Source organism: Paraburkholderia aspalathi (assembly GCF_905220735.1).
Taxonomy (GTDB): Bacteria; Pseudomonadota; Gammaproteobacteria; order Burkholderiales; family Burkholderiaceae; genus Paraburkholderia; species Paraburkholderia aspalathi.
In genome coordinates this window covers 2,279,008-2,303,435 of sequence record NZ_CAJNBA010000001.1, presented here as the reverse complement: position 1 = coordinate 2,303,435, position 24,428 = coordinate 2,279,008, and the positions used below count along the sequence as shown (strand labels likewise).

Sequence of the window (24,428 nt, the reverse complement as noted above, 5' to 3'; positions counted from 1 at the left end):
CGGAAAAAATGCCTTCTCCTGCGAAGAACGAGGCGCCATGCGGGTCTCGGTCAAGCGTCGGCGATTCGCAACATATCCGTAATGTTATGTCGGGGACGTTTGGAAAGTTTTGGTAAGGCGTGTATAAGTCAGACCATTCCGCTCGTATGGTGCAGTGCCTTTAACAAGGACCGTGCGTATGAAGAAGAAGAAAACGTTTGGAATCGGCCTCGGCAGCGTCGTGCTGCTCACAAAGGCATTCACCCCCTCAGCCATGGCCGCGTGCAGCAATACCGCGCCGCCGAGCAACACCACAGTCACCTGCACGGGCAGCGGCATCGCCGCCGTCATTGCGCAAACCGGCAGCACCGGTGTGACGATCAATGCCGATAGCACCGCCTCGGGCAGCTTCGTGCGCAGCGCCAATCCGGTTGTCTTCAGCGTCGACACCAACAGCACGATCAACAGCAGCGGCAACTTCACACTGACGGGAGGCGGCGGCACGGGCACCGTGCGCGGCGCGGTATTGCTCGGCGTGGGCAATGGCAATCAGATTACCAACGCGAGCGGCGCCGTCATCACCACGACCGGCGCCTTCAACGACGGCATGGCCGCCAACGGCAGCGGCAACACGCTGACCAATCGCGGATCGATCACCACCAGCGGTCCCAACGCTTACGGCATGACGGCCGCGTGGGGACAAACGAACGTCGGCCAGTTGAACAACACGTTGATCAACAGCGGCAGCGTGACAATCTCGGGCAGCAACGCGCGCGCGGCATCTATTCTGGGCGGCAGCGGCACCATCAACAACAGCGGCACGTTGACTACCACGGGCTCGGCCAGTCCAACCGCTTATCTGCAAGGCAATAACGACCAGTTGATCAACAGCGGCACGATCAGCGCGAGCGGCAGCGGTTCGGATGCGGTGTTTTCCAACACCGCGGGATCGAGCTTCGTGGCGACGATCCAGAACCTCGCGGGCGGCAGCATCATCAGCCAGAACGGCTCCGGCATCCGCACGCTCAACGGCAACAGCACCATCATCAATGCGGGGCTTGTGCAAAGCGGTATCGGCACGGCCATCACGATGGGCAACGGCAACGATTCGCTGATTCTGCAAACCGGATCGGTGATCAACGGCGCAGCCGATGGTGGCGCAGGATCGAATACGGTGACCTTGCAAGGCTCGGGCACGGCGTCGAATGCGTTCACCAACTTTCAGACCTTGCTGATGCAAGGCACGCTGTGGAACTGGACCGGTAGCGGGACCTTCACGCTCGCACATGTGCAAACCGGCACGCTGAATCTCACCGGCACGTTAGGCGCGAGCGCAACGGCGCTCGTCGATAGTGGCGCGACCTTGCAGGCGACTGCGCAGAACCTGCCCTCCACCGTGACCGACAATGGACTCGTGCGGTTTGCCCAGGATAGCGCGGGCACCTACACGGGATCGATTAGCGGCACCGGCGCAGTGGATAAAACCGGTGCCGGCGTGTTGACGCTTGCACCGGCTGCGGCGAGCGGCAACACCTATTCGGGCGGCACGACGATCGATCAAGGCACGATTGCCGTCGGCGCGGACAACGCGCTCGGCGCGAACACGGGCGGCCTCACGTTCAACAGCGGCACGCTGCAATTGACTACAAGTTTCGACCTCGCCGCCACACGTGCCATCACGTTGGCCGCGGGCGGCGGCACGATCGATACGCAATCCTTCGATACCACGCTCTCCCAGGCGGTGAGCGGAACCGGCGCGTTGACGAAAGCCGGCAGCGGCAGCTTGCTGATGACCGGCGTGAGCACCTATAGCGGCGCAACCACGGTCGCAGCGGGCACCCTCGCGATCGGCGACGCCACCCATGCCAGCGCCGCGCTGACGGGCGGCGGCGCCACCACGGTGGCCTCAGGTGCGACGCTCGGCGGCTATGGCAGCGTGACGGGCGCGGTCACGAACAACGGCACGCTCGCGGTGGCGAATGCAGTGCCGTCGTTTGCCAGCGAAGGCAACGGCGCGTTCTCGATCAACGGCTCGCTGGTCAATGCCGGACTCGTGCAGATCGGCGGTCCTGCCGCCGGCGGCGTGGGCAACCGCTTGAATGTGGCGGGCAACTACACCGGACAGGACGGCACCATCGGCCTGAACACCGTCGTCGCCGGCGACGGCGCGGCGTCCGATCGCCTCGTGCTGAGCGGCGGAACGGCCACTGGTTCGACGCACTTGCAAGTCACGAACGTCGGCGGCCAGGGCGCACAAACAGTAGCGGACGGCATTCAGGTGATTCAGGCGACCAATGGCGCCACCACCGCCTCGAGCGCCTTTACGCTGGCTGCACCGGTGAAGGCCGGCGCGTATTCCTACTATCTGGCCAAGGGCGGTGTGAGCAGCGGCACGACGGACAACTGGTATCTGCGCAATACGGTTGCGCCGCTGCCGACCGCAACGGTACCCGGCCAGCCGCCGGTCACGACGCCGGGCGCCCCTGGCGAACCACCCGTTGTCGCGTCGGGCGTGCCGATTGCGGCCGAGGGCACGCCGCCCTTGCCGCCCGCGCCCCCCGCTGGCTCGGCCGCCATACCGCTGTATCGCGTCGAAGTGCCGGTCTACGCCGCAGCGCCCGGCGTCGCGCGTGAACTCGGCCTGATGCAGATCGATACGTTTCATGACCGGCAAGGCGATCAGGCCTTGTTGAGCGAAAGCGGAAAATTGCCTGCCGCGTGGGGTCGCGTGTGGGGCGGCCATAGCGTGCTGAGCCAGAACGGCACGGCAAGTCCGCAATTCGACGGCTCCGTGTATGGCATCCAGGCCGGGCAGGATCTTTACGCGGATCGCAGCGCGAGCGGCCAGCGCAATCACTACGGTTTGTTTGTCGGTTTCGCGCGGGCCACCGGCGACGTCGACGGCTTCGCGCTCGGCATGCCCAATCTCGCGGTAGGCCACCTTGCGATCAACGCGTACAGCCTCGGCGGCTACTGGACGCATATCGGCCCAAGCGGCTGGTACACGGACGCCGTGCTGATGGGAAGTTCGTTGACCGTCGATCCGGTCTCGCGCGACGGCCTCAATACGACGACGCACGGCAACGCAGTGACCGGCTCGCTCGAAGGCGGTCTGCCGATTCCGCTCGGCGCGGGGCTCACGCTCGAACCGCAAGCGCAACTCGTGTGGCAGCACCTCTCGCTGTCCGATTTCAACGATGGCGTATCGAGCGTCGGCTTCAACAGCGGCAATACTTTCGTCGGACGAATCGGCGCGCGCCTGCAAGCTCAGTTCGATGCCTTCGCGATTGCCTGGCGGCCCTATCTGCGTGTCAGCTTCCTACGAGAATTCGGCTCCGACGACAAAGTCACCTTCGGCGGCGGGACCGTGATTCCCGGCACTGTCGGGCAAACCGCGGCGCAACTCGGCGCGGGCGTGGTCGGCAAATTCAGCACATCGGGCAGCGTGTTCGCGACGCTCGGCTGGGTGACGAATCTGGGTGGCGCACACCAGAGAACGGTGACGGGCGACGCAGGCGTACGCTGGGTCTGGTAGTTTTACGCCAGACTGTGCTGCAGGTGCGGTGCGGTCCGCACCTGCGGTTTTTGCCGCCTTATTCAGCGCGATTGCCGCCACCCAGGCATCGGCAAAGCCGCCGAAAACCTGCCAGACTGATTGTTGATCCTCGAAACAGGCCGGCGCTTGCCGCCCTCTGGATATGGCACACCGCGTCCCCATCTATGCCAGCATGACTTCGGCCTCGACATCCACCGCCGCGTTGGACGAGCGCTCTGATTCTTCGGGCGTCGATCCGGTAGTGCAGCCAACTTCAAACGCTGCTTCGGGCCCTTTCACGCCTCGCGCGCTGGATGATTTCCATCCGGCAGTCGCCAGCTGGTTCCTGAAGACCTTCCCCGCCCCCACCGATGCCCAGGCCGCCGCCTGGCCGCAGATTCGCAGCGGACGCTCGACGCTGGTGGCCGCGCCCACCGGTTCGGGCAAAACTCTCACCGCCTTCCTGTCCGCGCTCGACGAACTCGTCCAGCAAGGCCTCGCCAACGGCGGCGCGTTGCCCGACGAAACCCTGGTGGTCTACGTCTCGCCGTTAAAAGCGCTCTCCAACGACATCCGCATCAACCTGGAAGTGCCTTTGCAAGGCATCGCCGCGGAACTCGAGGCACGCGGCCTGCCGCCGCTCGACATCCGCACCGCCGTACGCACAGGCGACACCACGCAGCAGGAACGCAACGCGCTAAAAAAACGCGCGCCGCATATTCTCGTAACCACGCCGGAATCGCTCTACGTCCTGCTCGGTTCAGATTCCGGCCGACGCATGCTGTCGACGGTGCGCACGGTGATCGTCGATGAAATTCATGCGCTTGCCGGCAGCAAGCGCGGCAGTCATCTGGCGCTCAGTCTCGAACGGCTCGACGCGTTGTGTCAACGACGCCTGCCGCGGATCGGTCTGTCGGCAACGCAAAAACCGGTGAGCGCCGTCGCGCGTTTTCTGGTGGGCGGCGCCAGCATCGAAAGCGATATTCCGGCGGACTGCGCGATCATCGACGTGGGTCACATTCGCGAGCGCGATCTCGCGCTGGAGATTCCGCCCGTGCCGCTCGAAGCGGTGATGCCGAACGAAGTGTGGGAGCGCATCTACGACCGCCTCGCCGAACTGATCGCGATGCATCGCACCACGCTGATTTTCGTCAACACGCGCCGCATGGCCGAACGTGCGGCGCGTCATCTGACCGAGCGGCTCGGCAAGGACGCGGTCGCCGCGCACCACGGTAGTCTCGCCAAGGAACATCGCTTCGACGCCGAGCAGCGCCTGAAACGCGGCGAGTTGCGGGTGCTGATCGCGACCGCTTCACTGGAGTTGGGCATCGATATCGGCGACGTCGATCTGGTCTGCCAGATGGGTTCGCCGCGCGCGATCGCGCCGTTCCTGCAACGTGTGGGACGCTCGGGCCACCATGTGGGCGGCATGCCGAAGGGCCGGCTCTTTCCCGCTTCGCGCGACGATCTCATCGAATGCGCCGCACTGCTCGATTGCGTGCGGCGTGGTGAACTCGACGCGTTGCGGATTCCGCGCGCGCCACTTGACGTGCTTGCACAACAGATCGTCGCTGAAGTATCGAGCGCCGAATGGAGCGAAGACGCACTGTTCGAGATGCTGCGGCGCGCGGCCCCCTACGCGGGCCTCGAACGCGAGCAATACGACGCCGTGCTGCGCATGCTGGCCGAAGGCTATACCAGCCGTCACGGCCCGCGCGGCGCCTATATCCATCGCGACGCGGTGAGCGGCACCTTGCGCGGCCGGCGCGGCGGCAAACTGGTCGCCGTGACCTCAGGTGGCACGATTCCCGAGAACGCCGACTATGCGGTGGTGCTCGAACCGCAGGCGATCAATATCGGCACCGTCAACGAGGATTTCGCCGTCGAGAGTCTGGCAGGCGACGTGTTTCAACTCGGCAATGCGTCGTACCGGATTCTGCGGATCGAGAGCGGCCGCGTGCGGGTCGAGGACGCACAGGGACAGCCGCCGAATATCCCGTTCTGGCTAGGCGAGGCGCCGGGGCGCAGCGATGAACTGTCGTTCGGCGTCGCGCGCCTGCGTGAGCAGATTGGGCGCCTGCTCGATGGGGAAGAGCTCATGACGGCGCGCATCCAACGCGCAATCGATTGGCTCGTCGACGCCCTCGGTCTCGACGAAGCCGCCGCGCGGCAAATCGTCGACTATCTCGCCCGCGCACGCGCCGCGCTCGGCGTGCTGCCGACGCAAAACACGCTCGTGATGGAGCGCTTCTTCGACGAATCCGGCGGCACGCAACTCGTGATCCATGCACCGTTCGGCAGTCGCGTGAACCGCGCGTGGGGTCTCGCATTGCGCAAGCGTTTTTGCCGGACCTTCAACTTCGAACTGCAAGCCGCCGCCACCGAAGACGCGATCATCCTCTCGCTGACCGGCAGCCATTCCTTCGTACTCGACGAAGTATGGCGATACCTCCATTCGAACAGCGCCGAGCATCTGCTGATCCAGGCGCTGCTCGACGCGCCGCTCTTCGGCGTGCGCTGGCGCTGGAACGCGACCACCTCGCTCGGCCTGCCGCGTTATACCGGCGGGCGCAAGACCCCGCCGCAATTGCAACGCATGCGCAGCGAAGATCTGCTGGCGAGCGTGTTCCCCGAACAGGCCGCGTGCCTGGAAAACATCGTCGGCGAGCGCGAACTGCCGCATCATCCCTTAGTGGACCAAACCGTCGACGACTGCCTGCACGACGCGATGGACAGCGAAAGCTGGATCGCCTTGCTGCGTCGTATTGAACGGGGCGAGGTGCAACTGATCGCCCGCGATCTGCCGGCGCCCTCGCCGCTTGCGGCCGAAATCCTCACGGCCAAGCCCTACGCCTATCTCGACGATGCGCCGATCGAAGAGCGCCGCACGCAAGCCGTGCAGAACCGCCGCTGGACCGATCCGTCCAGCGCCGACGACCTCGGTGCACTCGACGCCGACGCGATCGACAGTGTGCGCGACGAGGCATGGCCGCAGGCGCTCACCGCCGACGAGATGCACGAAGCGCTAACAGGTCTCGCCTGCATCACCGAGGCTGAAGCGCGCAATATCGAAGCGTGGCCGGCATGGCTCGCCTCGCTTGCCGAATCCGGCCGCGCGACCCGCCTGCGGATCGCGGCTGAGGACGCGCTGTGGCTGCCCGCCGAGCGCCTGACCTGTTTCCAGGCGCTCTACCCAGACGCCCGGTTTGAGCCCGCGCTCACCGCACCGAAGGGCTACACCGATAGCTGGAGCACCGACGACGCCCTGCTCGACGTGCTGCGCGCCCGGCTCACCGGCTTCGGCCCACTGCCGGTGCGTGCAATCGCGCAGGCACTGAACTTGCCCACGGCGTCGGTCGAACACACGCTGACGCGCCTCGAAGCTGAAGGCTACGTGATGCGCGGCCGCTTCTCGCCGGGCGCAACCGAAGAAGAATGGTGCGAACGCCATCTGCTTGCGCGGATCCACCGTTACACGGTCAAACGCTTGCGACGCGAAATCGAGCCCGTGGAACGGCACGACTTCATGCGTTTTCTGTTCGAGTGGCAGCATTTGACGCCGGACACCCGCAGCGAGGGACGCGACGCGTTAGCCGCCGTTCTCGACCAGATGGAGGGTTTTCAGGCCGCGGCGGGCGCATGGGAGGAAGATATTCTGCCGGCGCGCGTAAAGGCGTACGCGAACATTTCGCTCGACGAACTATGCCGTGCCGGCAAGATCGTCTGGACCCGTCTGACCGAGCGGGCACGCGGTACGGCGGGACCGGTGCGCAGCACGCCGATCGTGCTGTTGCCGCGCGCGCAGGTACGCGTCTGGCGCGCGCTGATCGATCCGTCGAAACAACCGGAGCTATCGGCGCGCGCGCAGAGCGTCCATGACACGTTATCGCAGCATGGCGCGATGTTTTTCGACGAATTGCTGGCCGAGGTACACGGCTTGCGTATGGAACTGGAGAACGCACTGGGCGAGCTGGTTGCCGCGGGCCTCGTGAATTCCGATAGTTTCGCCGGCTTGCGGGCGTTATTGAAACCCGTCGCCAAACGCAGTGCTTATTCCAGTAGCCGGCGTGTCAGGTCGAGTGCATTGATCGGAGGAATGGACGACGCGGGACGGTGGGCCCTCGTCAGCCGGCAGCCCGTTGTTGTGACATCCGAAGCATCGCCGGCGCGCCGTCAGCAATTCGCCCCCGAAGTACTCGAGCATGTCGCCATGACGTTGCTGCGCCGCTATGGCGTGGTGTTCTGGCGCTTACTCGAACGCGAGGCCGAGTGGCTGCCGCCGTGGCGGGACCTGTTGCGCGTGTTTCAACGGCTCGAAGCGCGCGGTGTCATTCGTGGCGGGCGGTTCGTGAATGGCCTCGCCGGCGAACAGTTTGCTTTACCGGAAGCAATTCCAATCTTGCGCGAAGTTCGACGGCATGCGAACGATGGTGCTTTTGTGTGTGTCGCCGGAACCGATCCTTTGAATCTCGCCGGTACGCTGCTGGTGGGCGAACGCGTGCCTGCCGTTGCCGGGAATCGGGTTTTGTATCGCGATGGAATCGTTATCGCGACGCTGGTTGCGGGGACTTTCTGGTTTGACCCCGCGGTGGAAACGATTCCCACAGAGCGGGAACACGCCCGAAGCGCGTTGGCCCGGCGGTTTTGAGGCAGTCCTGAGCTAATTCCGCGGCGGTTTAATGCGGTTTTAATGCGATTTCGACGCTTCAGGCCAATGCGCACGCCAAAACAAAAGTCTTAAGACGAAGGCCATCACGACCGTTAATGTTTATAGGCCCGAAGGCCAGCCGCTTCGCTACAATGGGGTCAGTCTTTAAGTATGATGAAGACTGTTTGCCGCCACCCCACCTTATGGTTGGCTCATCGGCACACCGCCCGGGGATCTCATGAACGACGACCAACACGATCAGGTGCTGTTTGCCCAGTTCGGCACAAGCAGCCCTTGCTGGCGTCTGTCGAACGACAGCAACGCGCTGGAACTCACGCCCGTCACCGGCGACGTGCCGGCTAATGTCGCCATTCCGCTGAATCCCCAACAGGCCTCGCAAATCCGCTGCCTCACCGGCATCACCTCGCACCTCGTCCTCGACGTACGGCTGTTCGGCGAACCACTGCGCCTGCACCTCGTCGGTAAAAAACTCGCCAGCAATACGTGGGCAGGCACCGCCTCGGCCTACGACGATACGGAGTCCGTTGCACGCGACCTCGTCCATGGTCTCTCTTTCGCGGAACAGGTCGTGTCCGAAGTCAATTCGGTCGTGGTTATCGTCGACAGACACGGTCGAATACAGCGCTTCAACCGTCTCGCCGAGGAACTCACCGGCGTCAAGGAAGAAGACATCGTCGGCCGCAATGTGTGGGCGCTGTTCATGTCCACTGAGTCCGGCGCGGCGTCGAGCCAGAACATCACGGGTTTCTTCAATCGCCGTGTCTCGTACGAAGTCGAGCGGCGCGTGAAAACCCTTCGCGGCGAACGACTATTCCTGTTTCGCAACAAGTTCGTTCACAGCGGCAGCGGCGTCGAAGAACAGTTTCTGATCTGCTCGGGCACCGACATCACCGAAGAACGGCTCGCGCAGGAACGGCTCACCGAACTGGCGAACACCGATTCGCTCACCGGTCTCGCCAATCGCAACGCGATCCAGGACAAGATCAGCGCTGCGATCGAAGCGGCTGCCCCAGGTGAATCGGTCGGCGTGCTGTTCCTCGATCTGGACAACTTCAAGAAGGTCAACGACCACTACGGCCATGTCTTCGGCGACCGGTTGATCCGCGATGTGTCGTCGGCGATCAGCACCTGCCTGAACGAAGGCGACGTACTCGCGCGCCTCGGCGGCGATGAGTTCATCGTGCTCGCCGCCCAAGGCACCGCCCACGATCTCGAAGCCACCGCGCAGCGCATTCTCGAACGTCTGCGCACGCCGTTCAGCCTGGGGCTCGTCGAGGTCTACACGGGCTGCTCGATCGGCATCGCGCGCTATCCGGAACACGGCAACGACCTCGAATCGCTGATCCGTTCGGCGGACACGGCCATGTACGTTGCCAAAGACGAAGGCAAGCGCACCTATCGCGTGTTCTCACCCGACATGAACCGCAAGGTCGCCGAGTACATGTGGCTCGACACCAACCTCCGCCGCGGTCTCGAAGAGGGTCAGTTGACGCTGCACTACCAACCCAAGCTCGTGCTCGCCACCGGTGCGGTGCAAGGCGTGGAGGCGCTGGTGCGCTGGAACTCGCCGGAGCGCGGGCAGATCATGCCGGTGGAATTCATTCGCTATGCGGAAGAATCCGGGCTCATCGGCGTGCTCGGCCGCTGGGTCATGGAAACGGCCGCGAAGCAGGCAGCCAAATGGAAGGCGGACGGCTACAACCTGCGCATCGCGATCAATGTGTCGGCACGGCAACTCGTGGATACGGCGGTGGTGCGGCATTTCAGCGAAGCGCTGCAGCGCGCGAATCTCGATCCATGCCTGATCGACCTGGAACTCACTGAGAGCTGCCTGATCGAGGACGAAGCGGCGGCAATCGATCTGATCAAGCAGTTCCGCCAGCTCGGCGCGCAGGTTCACCTGGACGACTTCGGCACCGGCTATTCGTCGCTCTCGCAGTTGGGCCGCATTCCGCTCGACGTCATCAAGCTCGACCGCAGTTTTGTCCGCTCGATCAACGCCGACACCAAGGCGCAAGCACTCGTGCGCTCCATGGTGGTGGTCGCGCAGGAGTTGAATTTCAAGGTGGTCGCCGAAGGCATCGAAACCGAATCGGAAGAGGTGTTCATGAGGGGGCTGGGCGTCGATTACGTACAGGGCTTCCTGTACGGCCAGGCCATGCCGGTCGCGGAGTTCGAACGCTGGTTGCAGGACAGGCAGAAGCTCAGACTGATTGCCTGAGCTTCCACTCGCCCGAAAAACACGTCCCCTGGGGATTGAGGAACTCGCCCACTGCCGCTCGATAGGGTCGAGACCCGGAGCGATTCAGGCGAAATTGGCCGCGCTGGAGGCCGTCTGGCGCAGGTTCGAAGTACGGCGGTTCTGCAGCATCACCAGCCGCTCCATAAAGACGAGGTCCTTCTCCTCGATCGTGAACGCGGCATCCACCCAGTCCTCGGTAATTTCCATCAGCTCGGCGCGCGAGAGTTGCAGCACCCGTTGGCGTGCCCGCAGCATCGCGCGGATCCCGTTCATCTTCGGCCGGAGCGTATCGATGAAGGTGCGCGTCGCCATATAAGCGTCGCCCGGCTCGAACAGCTGATCGACCAGTCCCTTGCCGTGGTGCCACTCAGCCGTGTGCGACTCGCCCATGCCGATCAGTTCCTCGGCCAGACGCATCCCCACCTTGCGCGCGACCAGCGAATAGCCGCCCATGCCCGGGAATAGATTGAACGCGATCTCCGGAAAGCCCATGCGCGCGTCGTTCTGCGCCAGCAGGAAATGATGCGCGAGCGCCGCCTCGAACCCGCCACCAAGCGCAGTGCCCTCCACCATCGCGATCGAAATTGCCCCCGTATCAAAACCGCGCGCGGCAGCATGCACGCAATCGACGCAGGCGCGCGCGTACGCCATCAGCGCCTGGCGCTTGCCGGAGCGGATCGTGTCAGCGAAGAAATCGAGGTCGCCCCCGACGTTGAACATGGTCGGAATCAACGAGCCGGTCACCCAGAAATCGATCGGCAAACCGGATTCTCGTGCTGCCTGCGCGAGACCCAGAATGTCATGCACCAGATCGAGATTAAAACAGGGACGCGGCTGCGCCCGCAGCATCATCCACATGATGTTGCGGCCTTCTTCATAGTAGGCGGAGACTTGCGACAAATTGCCGGCTTCAAGGAACGGACGGCAGGCGTGGTGGTTATGCAGATTCATTTTGAACGGTCCTTTTAAGGTTAAACACTGGCATTGCAATGCGAGCCTAAAGCAGACCGGAATCGGATGGGAGCGGGGTAACCAACAGATGAATGCAACACGCGCGTGAAGCCCCGCCAGACGGCGCTCTGCGGGGAGGCGAACGGATGGGTAAAAGATCCTGCGGACGCAAACGCTTGCGCACCGGGGAAGGGCGAAATTAGCCCGCAAATGAGCATCCGGCTGCAATAAATTAGCGAACGAACAAAGCTTGAATTTTTTGCCGGATTTGGAAGAGAAAGAAATAGTCTTCGATTAGGTAATGCAATCGAAAATATAGCTTGTAGAGGTTTGTTTTTTATTTGTGGGCTAACAGACGGACTATTCAATTCGCATATTTAAACGCGGGCGCCCCGGGGCGCCCGCTAATTCGCCTGCTGCGTCATTGCAGCGAAACGCTCATCAAGGCGCGGCCGCGATCACCTGAGCAACGGCTGCCGTGAGCTTCTTGCCATACGGCACGTGCAGGAACTCGTTCGGTCCGTGTGCGTTCGATTTCGGCCCGAGCACGCCGCACACCATGAACTGCGACTTCGGGAAGCCCGACTTCAATACGTTCATCAACGGGATCGTGCCGCCCTGCCCCATGTAGGCAACGTCCGCGCCGTAGTGCGTACGCGACGCGTCGTTAAGGGCGGTGGCGAGCCACGGTGCGAGATCGGGCGCGCTCCAGCCGCTCGCCGCGCCGGCGTCCGGTTTGAAGGTGACCTTGGCGTTGTATGGCGGATCGAATTCGAGCAGCGCCTTCAGTTCGGCGACCGCCTTTTCCGCTTCGATCAGCGGCGGCAGGCGCAGCGACAGCTTGAATGCCGTGCGCGGACGCAGCACGTTGCCGGCGTCGGCAAGCGCGGGCAAGCCAGCCGCACCGGTGACCGACAACGACGGACGCCATGTCGAGTTGAGCAAGGCTTCCTGCGGATCGGTGGTGGTGGGCAGCACCTGACGGCCGTCCTGGCCGCAGGCCCACGGCAGTTTCTTCCAGACGTCGTCGCCAAGAATCTGCGCGGTCGCTTCCGTTTCGCGCAGACGGTCCGCCGGAATCTGAACGTGGAAACCCTTCGGCAGCAACGTGCCGTTGGCGGAGTCTTCGAGGCGGTCGAACAGTTGCCGCATGATGCGGAAGCTCGACGGTGCGATGCCGCCGTATCCGCCCGAGTGAATGCCTTCGTCGAGCACCTGCACTTCGAGGTCGCCGGCAACCAGACCGCGCAACGACGTAGTGAGCCACAGTTGATCGTAGTTGCCCGCACCCGAGTCGAGACACACCACAAGTCCGACTTTGCCGAGCCGTTCACGCAATGCGTCGACGTACGGCAGCAGATCGTAGCTGCCCGACTCCTCGCAGGTTTCGATCAGGCCGACGCAGCGCGGACGCTCGATGCCTTGCGCGTCCAGCGCGGCCAGCGCCGTGATGCTCGCGTAGATCGCATAGCCGTCGTCGGCACCGCCGCGGCCGTACAGCTTGTCGTTTTCGAGCTTCGGCGTCCAGGGGCCGAGGTCGTTGCGCCAGCCGTCGAATTCAGGCTGCTTGTCGAGGTGGCCGTAGAGCACGATGGTTTCTTCGCTGCCCGATCGGGTCGCGGCCGTTTCGAAGAAAATCACCGGCGTGCGGCCCGGCAAGCGGATCACTTCGAGTTTCAGGCCGCGCACGGGTTGCTGTTCGGCCCATTGCGCCGCGTCGGTAATCACGCGCTCAAGGTAGCCGTGCTTGACCCACTCGGGATCGAACGCCGGACTCTTGGCCGGCACGGCGATGTAGTCCGTGAGCGCAGGAACAATCTCGTCATTCCATTTACGGTCTACGAATTCGCGTAGCGTGTCCTGGTTGATGCGCTGGGTCTGCTGGGTCGTATCGTCGGAGATCATGGTGGCGGTCCGTGGCGGTTCTGTTCAGTCGAAACGTCCATGATAGTCCTGATGGGCGACGCGCTGAACCCCCTCGCCTTGCATGCAGGTTTCGGAACAACCCAGCGCAAAGAAAACAATCGCGCGACAATCGGGGGATACATCGCGTCCTGAGGAGCCAGGCTATGGGTGGCAACGTCGTGGTACAGGCCATCGCCGCGGTGCTCGCGCTGGCGCTGTATTTTCTGCCGAGCATTCTCGCGGACCGGCGCAAGCGTCATGACGTGCTGACGCTGGCGCTCTTCAACGCATGCCTCGGTTGGACCGGCTTTGGCTGGCTCCTCGCCCTCTACTGGTCGCTACAGCCCAACCCGCCGAAGAACGTGGCCGGCGAAGTGGTAGAGACGCGCAAGATCGTGCGGATGCGCGCGTTTTCGTCAGCCCTTCTGGTACGCGTGCAAAGGCGGTCCGCGGCGCGTGAGCGTCCGGAAAACAAGCAGCCTTGATTCAATAACAATTGTGCGCAGCAACCGCAGGCAGCCAGCTAGCGGTGCGTTTGCTGCCGCGCGTCATAGCGCTCACGCGCAGCGTCGAGTTCGGCCGCGTTTTCCTCGGCCCAATGATCGAGCGTCACCAGCGCGTCACTGAGCGTTCGCCCCAGTTCGCTGAGCCGGTATTCCACGTGCGCCACTGCGCCCGGCTGCTCCTCACGAATCACCAGCCCGTTGCGCTCGAGTTCCTTGAGCGTCTGCGTCAGCACCTTCTGTGAAATGCCACCGATCTTGCGCAGCAAGGCGTTATTGCGCATCGGGCCGGGCAGCAGCGCCGGCATGATGAGCAGCGTCCACTTTCCCGCGATCAGTTCGAGCGCGAGCCGCGACGAACAGGCGGCGTCGAAAACGTCACCGCGGTAGGGCTGTTCGGTCGAGGCGAGGGGCGCGTTGGTGGACTCGGGCAATGCCATGGTTACCAGTGGGTAAGTAATGGTGAGCGCATCACTATAGCCCTAAGCTGGCCGCTCATTCACCACTCACCGATGGGGCTCACGATGGCATGGCTCATTCTGCTCGCCGCAAGCGCGGTCGAAATCCTGATGGCGTTGGCGTTGAAATATGCAAACGGATGGACGCGCTTGTGGCCGAGCATCGGCGGCGTTGCAGCCGCGCTCGGCAGCGTGTTTTTACTGACGCTGGCGATGAAGCATTTGCCGGCCGGTACGGCCTACGTGGTATGGACAGGGATCGGATCGTTTGGCATCACGGTGCTGGGCGTGATGCTGTTCAACGACCCGGTTTCGGCACCCCGCGTGATCTGCATGACCTTGATCGTGCTGTCAGTGGCGGGGTTGAAACTGATCGATGGATAAACCGGTTCGCGGGGCGAATACGTACGCTGGGCAGCTTCTCTCAGGCAGCCCGGCCCATTCTGCCCCACATCACCGAGCCGGCGGGAATCGAGCGCGGCTCAGCCCGCACGCTCTCGTGCGCGAACATTTCGCGGCGCAGTTCGCCATGTTCGTCGAACCACTCGCAAATCAGCCAGTCGCCCGGATTGAGCGCCACCGGTCCCGCATACGTCACCGTCATGCGCGGACCGCCTTCCTTCAGCGTGACGACATCGCCGACATTGAAGCGTGCGGCTGGCGGTGTTTCGAATACGTCAATGGTAGCGGTCAGCATATTCAATCCCCTGCGGAACCCGTTGAGCGGAATAAAGTCATCGCACCGTGCTTTGCAACATAGAACCCTGCCGAATGAAAACTCTAAAAAGTTGGCCAAGATTAACAATCGAAATTAACTACGGCAAGCGCTTTTTATTGATACCGTTTTCATTGGAACTGGAATAGGTTTCCCATCCCGGCAGTCGACGGGTAAAACCGGGGAAAACCCTCTATAACGGCGCCAGGCCACCACCCGTGCGGCATTGCACGACCGCAAAACTTACGGCGGCAAACCCGGTGCGCAAGTAGAAAATGCGCACTGGATTTGTCATATCTAAACTACCACCGACAAACCCGATTCGGGTTTATTCCGATCGCTCACACGCGGAATTACCTATGAACGGGAAACTCATCGGTAAATGCACCCACTCCAAAACCAGTTTTGTTTAAAGTGCATAATAGTTTTTAGCGACCCCCGTTGAAAACGATCTCCGGTCCGCTATTTTCAAACCGGCTGTCCAGCGCGACGCAATGCGAGCTGTTGATGCCGCACCAGCAGCACGCTCAAACCGATACACACGAACATCAGACACGCGTTGATCGCGAGGCTGTACTGGAACGCGTGAGCATAGGCAGCCGGCGTTTCACGGCCGCTGATCACGCCGAAAAACGCGCCGCTGATGGCCGCCGTGCCGAACGCCGAGCCGATCTGCAAGGTCGACGACACCACGCCCGAAGCAAGCCCTGCCTTCTCCGGCGCGACTTCCAGCAGCACGATGCGCATGATCGACGGCAGGAGCAGACCGTGGCCGACGCCCGCGCAAACCAGTCCGCAGTAAAACAGCAGATCGGGCGTAGCGGCATGGGTCGCGGACCAGCCGGTGACCGTGAAGCCGACGGTCATCATCGAGAAACCGAGCGCCAGCACATGACCGCCGATGCGCTTGACCACCGCGGGCGACGTGAGCGGCCCGATCACGAAGCCGATCGCGAACGGCATGATGGCCATGCCCGAGGCGAGCGGCGTCCAGTGCAAACCGGTTTGCAGGAAGATCCCATAGGTCAGGAAAAACGCGCTGTTGCAATAGAACAGGAACGCGAGCACGAGGCCCAGTGCGAAGGCCGGGTTGCGGAACAATTGCAGATCCACCAGAGGATGGCCACCGCCGCGCTCCACGCGCCGCTCGGTCGCCACGAATAGCGCGAAGACGGGGACGGCCAGTGCGAACATCACGAAGGTCCACGCGGGCCAGCCGGCTTCACGGCCGTGCGTCATCGGATAGATGACCAGCAGCAGGACCATCGAGAGCAGCGCGACGCCCTTCAGGTCGACGCCGGTGTTGGTGGCCGGCTGATTTTCCGGCACGAACTTCCATGTGCCGATGAAGGCCACGATGCCGATCGGAATGTTGATCAGAAAAATGATGCGCCAGTCGAGCCCGAACGGGTGATACGTGATCAGCGCGCCGCCGCCCAGTTGGCCCACGATCGACGACAGCCCGAAGACGAAACCATAGAGGCTCATGACCTTGGTCTGCCGGTGCAGCGGCACGACCGCGCGGATGGTGGCGAGCACTTGCGGCGCCATGACCGCGGCTGCGATGCCCTGCACGATCCGCGAGATCACCAGCATGTGGCCGCTGGTGGCGAAGCCGCACAGCGCGGAGGCGACCACGAAGGCCGCCATGCCCGTCATGAACATGCGACGCCGGCCGAACAGGTCGCCGAGACGCCCGCCCGTGATCAGCAACACGGCATAAGCGGATGCGTAGGCGGACACCACGAGTTGCAATTGCGCGTCGGTGGCGTTCAGGCCGGTGTGAATCGACGGCAGCGCGAGGTTGACGATGAAATAGTCCAGTGGCGCGAGGAAGGCGCCGACGAACAGCACAGCAAGCGCGAGCCCCTGGCGCTCGAAGCCGGACGCGGCCTTTGCAGCGTGGGTGGCCTTCGTAGCAGTGGCAATCCCGCTAGCGGCAACCGCACCCACGCCTAGACAAACGGCGGCGGCGGCTCCGCCTGCCGGCCCAACAAATGCCGCCGGAGCGGGCTTGATCGGGTCTCTATTCATGACCGTTCGTTCAAAAATTAGGTAAAAAAAATTAGACGAGCGCGCGCATGGCGACGTCCACGATTCCGATCAGCGCATCTTCCTTGTGAGCGACTCGCCCCAATACGCGCAGCCCTTGCATCACGCACAGGAGGAAATCGCCAACGGCTTTTTCGTCGAGCGTGGAATTGAAGGCGCCGCTCGCCTGGCCGCGAATCACCGAGGCCGCCAGCAGCGTCGCCATGCGGCGTTGAATCGCCGCGACGCGGGTGCGCAGTTCCTCGTCCCCGGGTTGCATCTCCAGCGTGGTGTTGGTGATGAAGCAACTGCGCTCGCCGGTCAGCGCGCATGCGACCCGGGCGTAATGCAGCAAAGCGTTGCGCAGTGCCTCTTCTGCCGGCACCGGCGCGTTCAGCCGCTCGGCGAGCCGCGCGACCGAACCCTCCGCGTAATGATCGAGCGCGGCGAGCATGATGCCGTGCTTGTCGCCGAATACCCCGTACAGACTGCCCCGCAACAGGCCGGTGGCCTTACAGAGGTCGTCGATCGAGGTGGCGTGATAGCCGTGATTCCAGAAAACCTGGCTTGCGCTGGTTAAGACGGTGTCCGTGTCGAACTCGCGCGGCCGCCCCCGAGGGCAGGCCTCACCGTCTTTTTTCGCAAATTGCTTCGAATTGCCAGATTGCTTCATGTGACGGATATTATGACTAACCGTTCAAGAAAGCAAGGCGAGATTCGAAACGGGTACGGCCGTCTATTTGCCCCACTTCTGCGCGGCGCTCGTGAAGAGCTGGTTGATCTCATTGCCGCTGGCGGCTTCTTTCGTGTAGTTGAAAGTGCCGTGATCTCGCATCTCGTGCGCGGCGCGGAGAAATGCACCCAACGCCGCGCGCGCCAACGAGCCGCCCACACTGACACGCCGCACACCCAGCGCCTGCAGGTCCTCGAAACTGAGCAGCACGCCTTGCAAGCCCATCAGCACATTGACCGGCCGGTCGAGCGAACTGACCACGGCGGCGATCTCTTCGCGCGTCTTCAGGCCGGGCGCGTAAAGCACGTCGGCCCCAGCCTCCTCGTAAGCCTGCAGACGCCGGATCGTATCGTCGAGATGGGGCCGGCCCACCAGATAATTCTCGGCACGCGCCGTCAGCGTGAACGGAAACGGCAGAGCACGCGCCGCGGCGACTGCCGCGCGCACGCGCTCCACGGCAGCCTCGAACGGGTAGATCGGTTCATCCGCGCGGCCGGTTGCATCCTCGATCGAACCGCCGACCACGCCCGCAGCCGCGGCCTGCATGATCGTTTCGGCGCAGTCTTCAGGGCTGTCGCCAAAACCGTTTTCCAGATCGGCGCTGACTGGCAAATCGGTCGCACCCGCGATTTCGGCGAGGTGCACCATCATCTGCGCGCGGCCGATCGCGTTATCCGGCAGGCCACGCGAAAACGCATAGCCGGCGCTACTGGTGGCGAGCGCCTTGAAACCGGCCAGCGCGAGCAGCCGCGCGGTGCCGATGTCCCAGGGATTCGGGATGATGAAGCCCTCGCCCGCTGCGTGATAAGACTGGAATTGCCGTGCTTTTTCGGTTTGCGTTGTCATCGACGGTCCCATTGAAAACGACGACCGGCGCTTGCACCCACGCGCTGCCGGATCGTCGTCGTGTGTTCGTTAAATAAGCAGTAAACAGCAAGAACGGAGAGTGGCAGCCGGCGGTCTGGCTACCGCCGCCAGCCAGCTCTTCATCTGTCCGCAATAGACAAACCGCGAGCTCAGGTTTCGAGCTTCGCGTCCATCGTGATGGTGGCCTTCAGTACCTTGGAAACCGGGCAACCCGCCTTGGCGTCCGCGGTCGCCTTCTCGAACGCGGCTTTATCGCCACCGGGGATTTTCACGGCTACATCCAGATGCACCGCGGTAATCGAAAAGCCGCCGCCGTCCTTGTCGAGCGTGACGGTGGCCGCTGTAGCGATACGTTCAGGGGTGATGCCGGCCTTGCTCAGTTCGGCCGATAGCGCCATCGAGAAACAACCCGCGTGCGCAGCCGCGATCAGCTCTTCCGGATTCGTGCCGATGCCGTCCGCGAAGCGCGTGGCAAACGAGTATTGGGTGTCCTTGAGGACGCCGCTGTCGGTGGAAATCGAGCCTTTGCCGTCTTGCAGGCCGCCTTGCCAGACTGCTGATGCCTTGCGCTTCATTGCTCTCTCCTGTTTGCCCTGCTTCGCACCGCTCCTCAACCCTACGTGATGCCGCCCACAACGGTCCAGCCCGGGTATTCGTAGTATCGGCATCGGTCGTGAGTGCCCCAAGGGAACTTCCTTCGGGGCGTGCCGCGCGGCGCAAGAGGTGCGGGCGTGGACCGAACTTCATCATAGGCGCTTCCGTGTGCCAGTGTCGTGACGACGCCAGGATACGGTTCGCTGATGCGCGTCACGGTCCGTGCCGCAATCCGTGTAGCAGACTCAGGGCGCAGTCGCTACTCGGCGAACGGCAGGCTCTCCTGCCCCACTGCGCGCATGTCGAACACGTTCAGTGTCATCGCCACCAGGGCGTAGTAGCCGAGCAAGCCCACCAGGTTGATCACCACCTCGTGGCCGAAGCGCTCGACCGCCTTTCTATAGGTGACATCCGACACCCTTTTGGTGTCGTACAGTTCGCTCGCGAAGTCATGGATCAAGGCGTCGTCAGCATCCGCGAAAGACGGGCGATGACCCTGGCGGATCGCCTCGGCATCCGCTTCGGCCACCCCGGCATCGAGGGCGATCGGATAGTGGATATACCACTCGGCCTGCGCCTGCCAGCGCGCCGCGGTCACCAGAATCGCCAGCTCCGACAGGCGCAGCGGCAAGCCGGTGCGATAGCGACAGAACGCGCCGAGTCGCTGCGCCTGCTGCGCCAGCTCCGGACTATGAATCCAGCCCAGAAACGGCCCGTTCAGATTGCCGCGTGGACCGGACAGAATCTCGTCGAGTACGGCCTTTTGTTCGGCTGTGGCATCGGATAGTTCGAAGTGAGGCAAACGGTCGGTCATCGTAAAACTCGCAGAGATGGAAAGGGTGTCAGATGGCAGTCAACGCGCCTTCGATCGCATCGGTCAGGCGGCCGACGATCTCGTCGATGTCGCGCGCGGTGCAGATAAACGGCGGCGCCAGCAGCACATGATCGCCGATCTTGCCGTCGACCGTGCCGCCCATCGGATACACCATCAAGCCGCGGGCGAACGCTTCGCGCCGGATCGCAGCATGCAGTTTCAGCTTTGCGTCGAACGGCGTTTTAGTGGCGCGGTCCTGCACGAGTTCGACGCCGACAAAGAGCCCTCGTCCGCGCACGTCGCCGATATGCGGATGCTGCGCATAGTGTTCACGCAGCCGGCCACGCAACTGTTCGCCGCGCGCCTGCACGTTCGCCAGCAGCTTGTCATCGGCAATCACGCGCTGCACTTCGAGCGCCGCTGCGCAGGCCGTGGCGTGCCCGATATAGGTATGTCCGTGCTGAAAGAACCCCGAGCCGCCGACGATCGCCTGGTAGATCCGGTCGCTGACCAGCGTCGCGCCGATCGGCTGATAGCCGGCACCGAGCCCCTTGGCGATCGTGAGGATGTCCGGCGCGATCCCGTCTTCTTCACAGGCATACAGGTAGCCTGTGCGGCCCATGCCCGACATGATCTCGTCGAGAATCAGCAGCACGCCGTAGCGATCGCACACCGCGCGGATCTTGCGGAAGTATTCGCGCACTGGCGGCACGGCGCCGGCCGTTGCGCCCACCACTGTTTCCGCAACGAATGCGGCCACCGTGTCAGCGCCGAGTTCGAGAATCTTCTGTTCGAGTTCATCCGCGAGACGCTGTGCGAACTGCTCTTCGGTTTCGTCGATGTGCTGCTCGCGATACGCGTAGCACGGACTCACGTGATGCGCTTCGATCAGGATCGGCAGAAACGGCTCGCGCCGCCATGCATTGCCGCCAATCGCCAGCGCCCCCAGCGTATTGCCGTGATAGCTCTGGCGACGCGCGATGAAATGACGGCGCTGCAACTCGCCCTTCTCCACAAAATACTGCCGCGCCAGTTTCAGCGCCGCCTCGATCGCTTCCGAGCCGCCCGACACGAAGTACACATGTTCGAGCCCTTGCGGTGCGCTCGCCACCAGGCGGTCGGCGAGTTCCTCGGCGACCTGGGTGGTGAAGAACGATGTGTGCGCATACGGCAATTGCTGCGATTGCCGCTTGATCGCGTCGATCACACGCTGGTTGCTGTGGCCGAGGCATGAGACGGCTGCGCCGCCCGAGGCATCGATATAGCGTCTGCCGGTGGAATCGATGATCTCGATGCCGTCGCCGGCGATAGCCACCGGCAGTGACTGCTTCGGCGAACGATGGAATACGGCGGACATGGTTTTCCCTTTCCCTTCTACTGGCGACGGTTGATCAGACGCGGGGCTGCGTGGGCGGCACGCATGCGATGACTGTGTCGAACGCGCATTGCCCCTGTCGATAGACTTTCATCGAGACATCGGCGCTGCCGATTTCGAAGAGCGCCGTGGCGAGCGTGTTTTCGTCGTCGGGATCGAGCGGGTCGTCGCGGTAGATCGGCAGGCCTGCAGGCGCGCGATCCTGCAACACATCGAGCAAAGCGGCGGGGTTAATTGGACTGGCGAGCCTGGGCAGCAAATGTTCGACGCGCGTCTGCCTGTCATGCGAAGAATCGGTGACGATTTGCGCCTCGGCTTCGCAGCCAGGATGGATCAGATGGTTCGCATGGCTGGAGATAGCGTGCCAGCGTCGAACCGCCTGCCACGCGCTGCTTTGCTCCATGTATTCGGAGAACACCGGTCTGGCGATTTCACCCAGCCGGTAGCCGATGTCATACGGCTCACCACTTACCTGAAAGAGACTCAAATCCTGCTTCGACGCCACGGCCCGCACCCATTCAACAATCGGTGCGCATTTATACTGCCAAACAACATTTGTTGTCAAACGATGCGATGGTGAAGCAAACGGAGTGTCTGCGCTCCGTGACATGCTGCTGCGTGTTTCAGAGGAAAAACTTCAGGGTACGTACGCGCCCTTTTCGTGGAGCGACTGCTCGGCGATGCCGAGTTGCTCGACGGCCCCCGCTCCTTCCAGCGCGAGCAGATGCGCGACCAGCGATTCGGCAATCGCCGTGGCCGCCACCAGCGAAGGGAAGAACGACGGGCTTTCGTGCGAAAAAATCAGCACCTTGTCGGCGTTCAGCGCGATCGGCGAAACCGCGCTATCCGTGATCGCAATCAGCTTGCTGCCTTTTTCCAGCGCGGCTTCGGCCACGCGCGCCGCTTCAACTGAATAGGGCGCGAAACTGATGACGATGGTGGCGCTGTCGCGCGCGACCGTGCGCAACTGCATCTCGAGCGTGCCGGCTTCACCGTTGAGCAGCGACACCGACGAGCGAAACAGCCGGTAGCCGTAGACCAGCCCGAACGCCACCGCATAACAGGAGCGAAAGCCTGCTACATGCACATGCGGCGCGCGCCGCAACAAACGCGCGGCTTCCACGATCACGCGGCCGTTATGCGCGGCGGTGACCTCGAGGTTGTGTTGTTGCGCGACCAGCAGGTCGCTGGCCAGCGCATCTTTCGATTTGACGAGAGAACGGGCCCGGCTCGTGAGCGGCTCGGGCCGCGTGCGCACGCGCGCGACGAACAGGTTGCGCAACTCGTTCCAGCCGGGAAAACCCAGTTGCTGCGACAGACGTACGAGCGAGGCCGGTTGCACCTGCGCCCGCTCCGCCACTTTGCGCATGGACGAGACCGCGACTTCGTCGGGATGATCGAGCAGGAACCCTGCCCCCATCTGAAACTGCGGACTCAGTTCAGAGAAGCGCGCCCGGATCAGGGCGGCGAGCTGGTCAAAACTGTCTGGCATGCGATATACCGGGCGAACGGTCGATAAGGATGACAACAAATGTTACCACCCGGTGTATCGCACCCAACAGAACTTCCAGTTTGAGCCGTACGCGAAATACGCGAATTCGCACTCGGGCCTTCTTTGCAACCGGAGACTTGGCGCCAATTCACGCCCCACCCTTATACGTCGCAACAAAGCTCGCAAGGTCGCCCCAGTTCGGCGAATACAGCAACTCCGGATGATCCTGCTGGACCTTAAGCGCGACGCTACGAAAGGCTTGCGCGCATGCCGAGAAGCCAGTCGGTGGCGCAACGGGAGCCGCTGCAAGTAACTTGCTCGCTATGGGGACATTTAGCTTCGGTGCAGAGCCCGGCGTTCTGGTTTCAGAAAGAGCGGAGCTGAGCTTCGAAAGCTGAGTGCGTGCGCTGACCGGGGCAGAGTACGTACCACCAGCGTTGAATTTATCCGCGAGAAGCTGAAGTATCGACGTATGGTCCAGGTCGCCGGAGAAGACGCCCCCCGGCGCGACATAGGGTGAGACCAGGAACGCGGGTACACGCAGCCCAGTAGTTTGAAACTGATAACCGGCGACGTCGGTCGAAATCTCAAGCGGGCTTACATGGTCGAAGAACCCCCCGTGCTCGTCATACGTGACAATCATCAGCGTCTCATCCCATCGCTTGGACGCAGAAATCGTTTGATAAATGTCCGCAAGGAACGCTTGCCCTGGGGCGACGCCAGTAGGCGAATGGTCGTCATTCGGTACCCTGTGCGGCCCGTCCGTGTATTCCGGCTCGATGAAAATGACTTGAGGCAAATTGCTACTGTTCGTCCAGTCTTCCTTGAAACGCGAATAACGCCTGAACCTCCCTCCATTGCCATCTAGCGGCAAGGCAAGCGAAGTGACTATCTCAGGCAACCACTTGGGCATCAAGCTGAAGAACGGGAAGAAGCCTCCCGACTGGTAGACACACCAACTTGCGCCGTGTGCGGTCAGCCAGTCGTAAACCAGGGATTGCTCGGGAAGAAAACCAGAAACGTTGTCGCTAATCGCACTCTCTCCCGCCATTGCCATCAAGCGATTTGCCTGGGTTCCGGTCGGAAGTGGCGCGAACCAGCTATCGCAGATCGTGAAATTCTTTGCGAAAAAATCATAAACAGGCAGCGCACCGGCCGTGTAGTAGCCCATCACCATCGACAGGTCGGCTGGCGGAGGGTTTCTTGTCGCATAGCTCGCGACGAATCCACCCAGTTCGGGACAGCCTCCATTCGCGCACGGCGTTTTTATTTGCGTCGAAATCGGCGTGCGGTCATGCGGTGGGTCGGGGATAAGTTGCGTCGACGGCGAAAGCGCATGTATGGGATACGTTTTTCCGCCATAGCGGTTCGTGAAATTCTCTAGCCAGGTGGGGTCGGCCGAGAGGCCGTTGACATCCTTCCCGTCGAGGCTCAGGTAGCCAAGAACGTGGTCGAAAGACCTATTCTCCATCATGACTATGATGATGGTCTTAATGTTGTCAACGGGCATGCTCTCTCCGATATAAGGGCATCAGGGCGACGAAGTCACCTACAAACGTCCCAGC

Annotated in this window: 18 protein-coding genes; 5 read left to right on the top strand and 13 right to left on the bottom strand. The window is 62.6% G+C overall.

From position 1 onward, the window contains the following. Positions 1-178: 178 nt before the first annotated feature. The 3 genes from KHO30_RS10195 to pdeR all read left to right on the top strand — a co-directional run bounded on the left by KHO30_RS10195 (position 179) and on the right by pdeR (position 10,404). On the top strand, positions 179-3,514 hold the full coding sequence (locus tag KHO30_RS10195; protein ID WP_211700759.1) for an autotransporter family protein: 3,336 nt from the start codon (positions 179-181) through the stop codon (positions 3,512-3,514). Positions 3,515-3,707: 193 nt separating this feature from the next. Beyond that, positions 3,708-8,162, top strand: a complete 4,455-nt coding sequence (locus KHO30_RS10190; protein WP_425312893.1) for a DEAD/DEAH box helicase — start codon at positions 3,708-3,710, stop codon at positions 8,160-8,162. A gap of 238 nt (positions 8,163-8,400) precedes the next feature. Next, positions 8,401-10,404, top strand: coding sequence for a cyclic di-GMP phosphodiesterase (gene pdeR / locus KHO30_RS10185; protein WP_211700755.1), 2,004 nt, complete (start codon positions 8,401-8,403; stop codon positions 10,402-10,404). A gap of 84 nt (positions 10,405-10,488) precedes the next feature. Here pdeR and KHO30_RS10180 read toward each other — a convergent pair whose 3' ends face one another. Both KHO30_RS10180 and KHO30_RS10175 read right to left on the bottom strand, forming a co-directional pair. After that, positions 10,489-11,376: a crotonase/enoyl-CoA hydratase family protein gene (locus KHO30_RS10180; RefSeq protein ID WP_093635875.1), complete on the bottom strand. Its 888-nt coding sequence runs from the start codon at positions 11,374-11,376 to the stop codon at positions 10,489-10,491. Positions 11,377-11,817: 441 nt separating this feature from the next. Then, positions 11,818-13,281: a M20 family metallopeptidase gene (locus tag KHO30_RS10175; protein ID WP_200620531.1), complete on the bottom strand. Its 1,464-nt coding sequence runs from the start codon at positions 13,279-13,281 to the stop codon at positions 11,818-11,820. A gap of 164 nt (positions 13,282-13,445) precedes the next feature. Between KHO30_RS10175 and KHO30_RS10170 the strand changes: the two genes are divergently transcribed. Continuing rightward, positions 13,446-13,766, top strand: coding sequence for a superinfection immunity protein (locus KHO30_RS10170; RefSeq protein WP_093635880.1), 321 nt, complete (start codon positions 13,446-13,448; stop codon positions 13,764-13,766). Between the two features lie 38 nt (positions 13,767-13,804). Here KHO30_RS10170 and KHO30_RS10165 read toward each other — a convergent pair whose 3' ends face one another. After that, a complete protein-coding gene (locus tag KHO30_RS10165) occupies positions 13,805-14,224 on the bottom strand; it encodes a winged helix-turn-helix transcriptional regulator (protein ID WP_211700753.1) in 420 nt (139 codons plus the stop codon). Between the two features lie 84 nt (positions 14,225-14,308). Between KHO30_RS10165 and KHO30_RS10160 the strand changes: the two genes are divergently transcribed. Further along, positions 14,309-14,626 carry a DMT family transporter gene (locus tag KHO30_RS10160; RefSeq protein ID WP_093635885.1) on the top strand — a complete coding sequence of 106 codons (318 nt, stop codon included), beginning with the start codon at positions 14,309-14,311 and terminating at the stop codon, positions 14,624-14,626. Between the two features lie 40 nt (positions 14,627-14,666). Here KHO30_RS10160 and KHO30_RS10155 read toward each other — a convergent pair whose 3' ends face one another. The 10 genes from KHO30_RS10155 to KHO30_RS10110 form a co-directional block, all read right to left on the bottom strand. After that, on the bottom strand, positions 14,667-14,939 hold the full coding sequence (locus tag KHO30_RS10155; protein WP_093635887.1) for a YodC family protein: 273 nt from the start codon (positions 14,937-14,939) through the stop codon (positions 14,667-14,669). Between the two features lie 486 nt (positions 14,940-15,425). Further along, the gene (locus KHO30_RS10150) at positions 15,426-16,991 is read right to left on the bottom strand and encodes an MFS transporter (RefSeq protein ID WP_211700751.1); all 1,566 of its coding nucleotides are present in this window, start codon (positions 16,989-16,991) and stop codon (positions 15,426-15,428) included. Between the two features lie 31 nt (positions 16,992-17,022). Beyond that, the gene (locus tag KHO30_RS10145) at positions 17,023-17,661 is read right to left on the bottom strand and encodes a TetR/AcrR family transcriptional regulator (RefSeq protein WP_093635891.1); all 639 of its coding nucleotides are present in this window, start codon (positions 17,659-17,661) and stop codon (positions 17,023-17,025) included. A gap of 63 nt (positions 17,662-17,724) precedes the next feature. Beyond that, a complete protein-coding gene (locus KHO30_RS10140) occupies positions 17,725-18,567 on the bottom strand; it encodes an isocitrate lyase/PEP mutase family protein (protein ID WP_211700749.1) in 843 nt (280 codons plus the stop codon). A 170-nt stretch (positions 18,568-18,737) separates the two neighbouring features. Next, a complete protein-coding gene (locus tag KHO30_RS10135) occupies positions 18,738-19,163 on the bottom strand; it encodes an OsmC family protein (RefSeq protein WP_093635893.1) in 426 nt (141 codons plus the stop codon). A 278-nt stretch (positions 19,164-19,441) separates the two neighbouring features. Next, on the bottom strand, positions 19,442-19,996 hold the full coding sequence (locus tag KHO30_RS10130; protein WP_200653010.1) for a carboxymuconolactone decarboxylase family protein: 555 nt from the start codon (positions 19,994-19,996) through the stop codon (positions 19,442-19,444). 28 nt (positions 19,997-20,024) lie between these two features. After that, a complete protein-coding gene (locus KHO30_RS10125) occupies positions 20,025-21,353 on the bottom strand; it encodes an aspartate aminotransferase family protein (protein WP_211700746.1) in 1,329 nt (442 codons plus the stop codon). 34 nt (positions 21,354-21,387) lie between these two features. After that, a complete protein-coding gene (locus tag KHO30_RS10120) occupies positions 21,388-21,876 on the bottom strand; it encodes a carcinine hydrolase/isopenicillin-N N-acyltransferase family protein (RefSeq protein ID WP_211706715.1) in 489 nt (162 codons plus the stop codon). Positions 21,877-22,008: 132 nt separating this feature from the next. After that, a complete protein-coding gene (locus KHO30_RS10115) occupies positions 22,009-22,863 on the bottom strand; it encodes a MurR/RpiR family transcriptional regulator (RefSeq protein WP_093635902.1) in 855 nt (284 codons plus the stop codon). Positions 22,864-23,011: 148 nt separating this feature from the next. Further along, a complete protein-coding gene (locus tag KHO30_RS10110; RefSeq protein WP_211700744.1) occupies positions 23,012-24,373 on the bottom strand; it encodes an alkaline phosphatase family protein in 1,362 nt (453 codons plus the stop codon). Between the last annotated feature and the right edge of the window lie 55 nt (positions 24,374-24,428).

Excerpts from the sequence above, each read along its gene's own strand:
- KHO30_RS10155 (WP_093635887.1), bottom strand. The coding sequence starts at position 14,939 with ATGCTGACCGCTACCATTGACGTATTCGAAACACCGCCAGCCGCACGC.
- KHO30_RS10145 (WP_093635891.1), bottom strand. The coding sequence starts at position 17,661 with ATGAAGCAATCTGGCAATTCGAAGCAATTTGCGAAAAAAGACGGTGAG.
- KHO30_RS10115 (WP_093635902.1), bottom strand. The coding sequence starts at position 22,863 with ATGCCAGACAGTTTTGACCAGCTCGCCGCCCTGATCCGGGCGCGCTTC.
- KHO30_RS10170 (WP_093635880.1), top strand. The coding sequence starts at position 13,446 with ATGGGTGGCAACGTCGTGGTACAGGCCATCGCCGCGGTGCTCGCGCTG.
- KHO30_RS10165 (WP_211700753.1), bottom strand. The coding sequence starts at position 14,224 with ATGGCATTGCCCGAGTCCACCAACGCGCCCCTCGCCTCGACCGAACAG.
- KHO30_RS10135 (WP_093635893.1), bottom strand. The coding sequence starts at position 19,163 with ATGAAGCGCAAGGCATCAGCAGTCTGGCAAGGCGGCCTGCAAGACGGC.
- KHO30_RS10110 (WP_211700744.1), bottom strand. The coding sequence starts at position 24,373 with ATGCCCGTTGACAACATTAAGACCATCATCATAGTCATGATGGAGAAT.
- KHO30_RS10140 (WP_211700749.1), bottom strand. The coding sequence starts at position 18,567 with ATGACAACGCAAACCGAAAAAGCACGGCAATTCCAGTCTTATCACGCA.
- KHO30_RS10175 (WP_200620531.1), bottom strand. The coding sequence starts at position 13,281 with ATGATCTCCGACGATACGACCCAGCAGACCCAGCGCATCAACCAGGAC.
- KHO30_RS10160 (WP_093635885.1), top strand. The coding sequence starts at position 14,309 with ATGGCATGGCTCATTCTGCTCGCCGCAAGCGCGGTCGAAATCCTGATG.
- KHO30_RS10180 (WP_093635875.1), bottom strand. The coding sequence starts at position 11,376 with ATGAATCTGCATAACCACCACGCCTGCCGTCCGTTCCTTGAAGCCGGC.
- KHO30_RS10130 (WP_200653010.1), bottom strand. The coding sequence starts at position 19,996 with ATGACCGACCGTTTGCCTCACTTCGAACTATCCGATGCCACAGCCGAA.
- pdeR (WP_211700755.1), top strand. The coding sequence starts at position 8,401 with ATGAACGACGACCAACACGATCAGGTGCTGTTTGCCCAGTTCGGCACA.
- KHO30_RS10150 (WP_211700751.1), bottom strand. The coding sequence starts at position 16,991 with ATGAATAGAGACCCGATCAAGCCCGCTCCGGCGGCATTTGTTGGGCCG.
- KHO30_RS10190 (WP_425312893.1), top strand. The coding sequence starts at position 3,708 with ATGACTTCGGCCTCGACATCCACCGCCGCGTTGGACGAGCGCTCTGAT.
- KHO30_RS10195 (WP_211700759.1), top strand. The coding sequence starts at position 179 with ATGAAGAAGAAGAAAACGTTTGGAATCGGCCTCGGCAGCGTCGTGCTG.
- KHO30_RS10125 (WP_211700746.1), bottom strand. The coding sequence starts at position 21,353 with ATGTCCGCCGTATTCCATCGTTCGCCGAAGCAGTCACTGCCGGTGGCT.